General features: G+C 63.8%; 5 protein-coding genes and 1 pseudogene. 3 read left to right on the top strand and 3 right to left on the bottom strand.

What is annotated here, in order from left to right; all coding sequences use genetic code 11:
• Both ACFYXH_RS42270 and ACFYXH_RS42265 read left to right on the top strand, forming a co-directional pair.
• On the top strand, positions 1-340 hold a 340-nt coding region (locus tag ACFYXH_RS42270), incomplete at its 5' end, for an integrase core domain-containing protein (RefSeq protein WP_389575121.1).
• A 501-nt stretch (positions 341-841) separates the two neighbouring features.
• Entirely contained in the window at positions 842-1,081 is a 240-nt protein-coding gene (locus tag ACFYXH_RS42265) for a DUF5999 family protein (RefSeq protein ID WP_389575119.1), read from the top strand.
• Here the strand turns inward: ACFYXH_RS42265 and ACFYXH_RS42260 are convergent.
• Together ACFYXH_RS42260 and ACFYXH_RS42255 are read right to left on the bottom strand one after the other, a co-directional pair.
• A complete protein-coding gene (locus tag ACFYXH_RS42260) occupies positions 996-1,937 on the bottom strand; it encodes a hypothetical protein (RefSeq protein ID WP_389575123.1) in 942 nt (313 codons plus the stop codon). The genes ACFYXH_RS42265 and ACFYXH_RS42260 overlap by 86 nt on opposite strands.
• Positions 1,930-2,445, bottom strand: a complete 516-nt coding sequence (locus tag ACFYXH_RS42255) for an ATP-binding protein (protein WP_389575117.1) — start codon at positions 2,443-2,445, stop codon at positions 1,930-1,932. Before ACFYXH_RS42255 ends, ACFYXH_RS42260 begins: the two co-directional genes overlap by 8 nt.
• A gap of 168 nt (positions 2,446-2,613) precedes the next feature.
• On the opposite strand from ACFYXH_RS42255, the pseudogene ACFYXH_RS42250 reads away from it, so the two are divergent.
• A pseudogene (locus tag ACFYXH_RS42250) lies at positions 2,614-3,190 on the top strand (IS3 family transposase); the annotation flags it as partial.
• Between the two features lie 89 nt (positions 3,191-3,279).
• Here the strand turns inward: ACFYXH_RS42250 and ACFYXH_RS42245 are convergent.
• The coding region (locus tag ACFYXH_RS42245; protein WP_389575115.1) for a transposase at positions 3,280-3,890 on the bottom strand (611 nt) is incomplete at its 5' end.

The raw sequence follows: 3,890 nt of genomic DNA, 5'->3' as shown, positions 1-3,890 counted from the left end.
GCTTCGTTGCCTGTGGTCTCGCGCCCTCCTGGCATCGTCACACCGCCGTGACCTGCACACTCACGAGATCACCAGGACTTTGCAATCGCCCTGCGGCATCAGGCCGTCGGTCGGCCGCACCGGTGTATGTTGGGACAACGCGATGGCCGAATCGTTCTTCGGCGCGCTGAAAAATGAACTGGTCTACCGCACCGCGTTCCCGAGCCGTGAGCATGCGCGACGGGCGATCGTCCGCTACATCGAAGTCTTCTACAATCGCAGACGACTCCACTCGGGACTTGGCTACAGGACTCCGGCAGAGGTCCAAGCCGAATACGAAGCCATGCAGCTCGCGGCATAGAAAACACCCATGAAACGGTGTCCGAAAAACGCGAGGCGGCTCACTCCCACAGGCCCTCCGGAACGATCCATCCCCACCGTCCACTCCCCATGCCCAGAACAACTGCCAACTCGCCATGTAGGACACGGTCTTAGCTCCGTGAGGTGTCTGTGGGCCCTGATACGCGACGGCCGCACCTTCGAGATCACCGCGCCGCCGCCCCCGGTCGCGCTCGGCTGACACGCTCACGGCGCGTCACCGACCCCGGTTGACAACTCCATTGGGAATCAGTAGCTCTTCAAGTTCAGCCAAGTGGCGGATACCAAATCGGCACTCAGGTATCACTCTGCTAGAAGGGTGCTAAAGAGCTATACCGGGTACATGACGACCAAGTCATTTGAAAATGGTCTCCTTAGTCGCGAAATCAATATTGATGGGACTTGCTCCCCTTGGGCCATGAAGTGACCGCTTGGCCAACAGCTGAGACCAGCATGTACCGAGAGTCAAGAGCGGAGACATAAGATGTGTTGTCACTGGCCCACGTGCCCCACCGCCGACCACCCCAACCGTGACGCCGCGCGCATCGTCGCCGCCCACCCCGAGCAGGGTTGGAGCCTCCTGTGCAACGGAACCGTTCTCTTTGACGACACCGGCGAGCTGCTGCCTGGTGGCGAGATCATTCCGCCGCACCGCACCCCCCGCCGCCACGACGATGCCCCAGGGGCATTGCATGAACGGGATTCGTCCGGTTCACCGGTATGAGACCCATGAGAACCGAGAGAGTCCGGCAGCCGCGTCGCGGTTCGCCGCTCTGCCGTTGGCTGAGGGCCGGTTGAGGCGGGGTCGCTGCATCACCCGTTGCGTCGTCGATATTCTCCTGAACTATCATCGCGTGGTCGAGCGCGGTGCGGTATTGCTGGAGGCTGCGATAGTCGCCGCCAGCGCGTGCCGCCAAGTTGTTGGGTCCGTGGGGTCTAGAGGTGGCTTCGGCGAACTCCAGGAGTTCCAGTACGGCCTTCAGTTCCGACGCTCGTAGCGGCAAGTCGAGAACTCGGTCTTCGACTTGGGATAGGAGAGCTCTGAGCACGCGGTTGTGGTAGGCCTGGGCGTGTAGCCTGCCGAAGCGGTGATGGTAGCTGGGATGAGGTCGGCTGTCCTGAGGACTTGGTACGTATTGTGCGAGCCGGTCGATGAGTGCGGGGATGTCGCTGCTCCGGACCCGATAGAACGGCCGTTCCTCGCTTCCTGTACTGGGGAAGTCGAGTTGGACCGCGAAAACAAATGTGGCGACTCGCCATGGTGTGGGCACCAAGCCATCGCTGAGCCAGCGCGTGGGATCGCAGATGAGGGGCGGGCCGGTGACCGGTGCCAGATGAAAGCACCATCCGGAGTCGGCCGTCCAGTACAGGGCATGGCCCTCGGATGCATAGGTGTTCCGCTGGAAAGATATGCCAAACCCGAGGGCGCCCTCGGCATCGTCGAAGTACGCCGAGCTCGCTTTTGGGGCATAGGCGTGCAGCGAGACTATTGGAATTCCTTCGTCCAGCAGTTGCTCAGCGACGGCTGCCATGTAGTGGCCGACATGGACTTGGAGCTGTCTTGCGAGCTCTTCATTCATCCTGGGCGCCATCGGCCTTGGGGCGCGGGATCTGAAACCACACGATGGTGCCGTTCCGGTCGGTGGTCATGCCATAAGCGACGGCCAACTCCCGCATCAGCAGAAGGCCGTATCCGCCAGTCCGTAGATCATCCACGTCCTCGCTCTCCGTCGGAGTAAGCTCCAGTTGCGGTTTCCCGCACCCTCCGTCCCGCACATAAACGGTCAGGCGGTGCCGGTCCAGCCACACCTCCACGTGCACGATGCCCGGAGCATGCCTGCAGGCGTTGGTGACCAACTCACTGAGGAGGAGTTCGAGGTCGCCGCCTTCGGCTCGCAGCCGCCAAGCGGTGAGCAGCCTGACGACGTTCGTGCGCATCTCGCGGGGCGCGGTGAGGGATGTCGGTTGACTCCAGGCTGCTGTGGCGAAAATATGACGGGGATCTCCTCGTGAGGAGCAGCCTGTTGATTGACTCTTCACGAAGTGTCCAGCGCGTGTGTCGGTTGTCATGGCGAGATCCTCTCTCATGTGCCGGGGGATGTATCTCCTTCCAACGTGCGCCTTCGGTACATATGGTGCATCCGCCATGTGGCTAGGATTGTGCATGCTTTCCGGGGGCAGCATGCCGCGCATCCCTGATCCTGTGGAGTGGACACCCTGACAGTGGATGTTGATGGTCCGGGGAAGGATGTCCGGGTGGGGCGTAAGTCTCCGTACCGGAGGAGTTCGGGAAGGATGCCGTCGCGCTCTGCGGCCGGCACGCGAACGTACGCGGTTGTGGCTGCGGAGCTCGGTGTCACAGCCGAGTCCCTACGGACGTGGGTCCGCAAGGACTCGGCTGCTGCCGTGCCCGGGCACTGTGATGCCGGTGTGGGTGAGGCGGGGGAGTTGGCCCGGTTGCGGGCGGAGAATGCCCGCCTGCTGGACGCGGCGGAGGAGGAATGGCAGCTGGAGCGCGAGATCCTGCGCCGGGCAGCGAGCTGTTTCGCCCGGGAGGTGAAGTGAGCCCCCGCCGCCGGGACTTCATCTCCGCCAACGGCGCCGACTTCGGCATCAAGTGGATATGCGGGGTCCTGGGCGTCTCCCGCTCCGGTTACCACCGGCACCGGGCCAGTGCCGGTGCCGTGCCGGGCGAGCCGCCGAGGGCGCACGGACGGTGGCCGGGATCCGCGAGATCCACGCCGCTCACCAGGGCGCCTATGGTGCCCCGCGGGTGCATGCCGAGCCCAGGTCCCGGGGACGGAAGATCAACCGTAAGCGCGTTACCCGGCTGACGAGCGCGGCGTCGCCGATGTCTGCCGCCAGCACGGCATCCGCCGCAGCATGGGCCACGTCGGCCCGAGCTACGACTGTGATTCCCAATCAGGTTGTCAAGCCGGGTGGGTGACAATTCGTGGTCGCGTCGTGGTGTCGCTGTGACGGTGGAGGTGGGGCGACCTCGAACGTCCGGTGGTCTCGTATCAGGGCCCAGAGCACGTTCAGGCGTCGGTGGGCGAGGGCAAGGACGGCCTGTTTGTGGTTCTTCCCCTCGCTTCTCTTGCGGTCGTAGAAGTTCTTTGAGACTGGGCAGCAGCGGGCTGCGACCTGGGCGGAGAGGTAGAAGAGCCGCAGGAGTCGGCGGTTGTAACGGTGCGGTCTGCGCATTTTGCCGCTGACCTTCCCGGAATCTCTGGGAACGGGAGCAAGTCCCGCGACGCCGGCGAGCCGGTCGGGGCTGCCGAAAACGTCCATGTCCCCGCCGGTCAAGGCGATGAACTCGGCCCCGAGCAGGGTGCCGATGCCGGGCATGCTCAGGATGGCTTCGGCGTGCCGGTGCTCGCTAAACCGGCCCTCGATGAGCCGATCGGTCTCAGCGATCTCCTCGTCGAGGGCCGTCACCTGAGGCGACCCCTGTGGTGTGGACACTCTGACAATGGATCTTGCAGATCCGAGGGAAGGTGTCCTGGTGGGACGTAGGTCTCCGTATCCGGCGG

The organism is Streptomyces sp. NPDC002730, assembly GCF_042888805.1.
In the GTDB taxonomy this organism is placed as follows: domain Bacteria; phylum Actinomycetota; class Actinomycetes; order Streptomycetales; family Streptomycetaceae; genus Streptomyces.
Note: the sequence above shows the minus strand (reverse complement) of the source record. Positions and strands in the feature narration are given on the sequence as shown.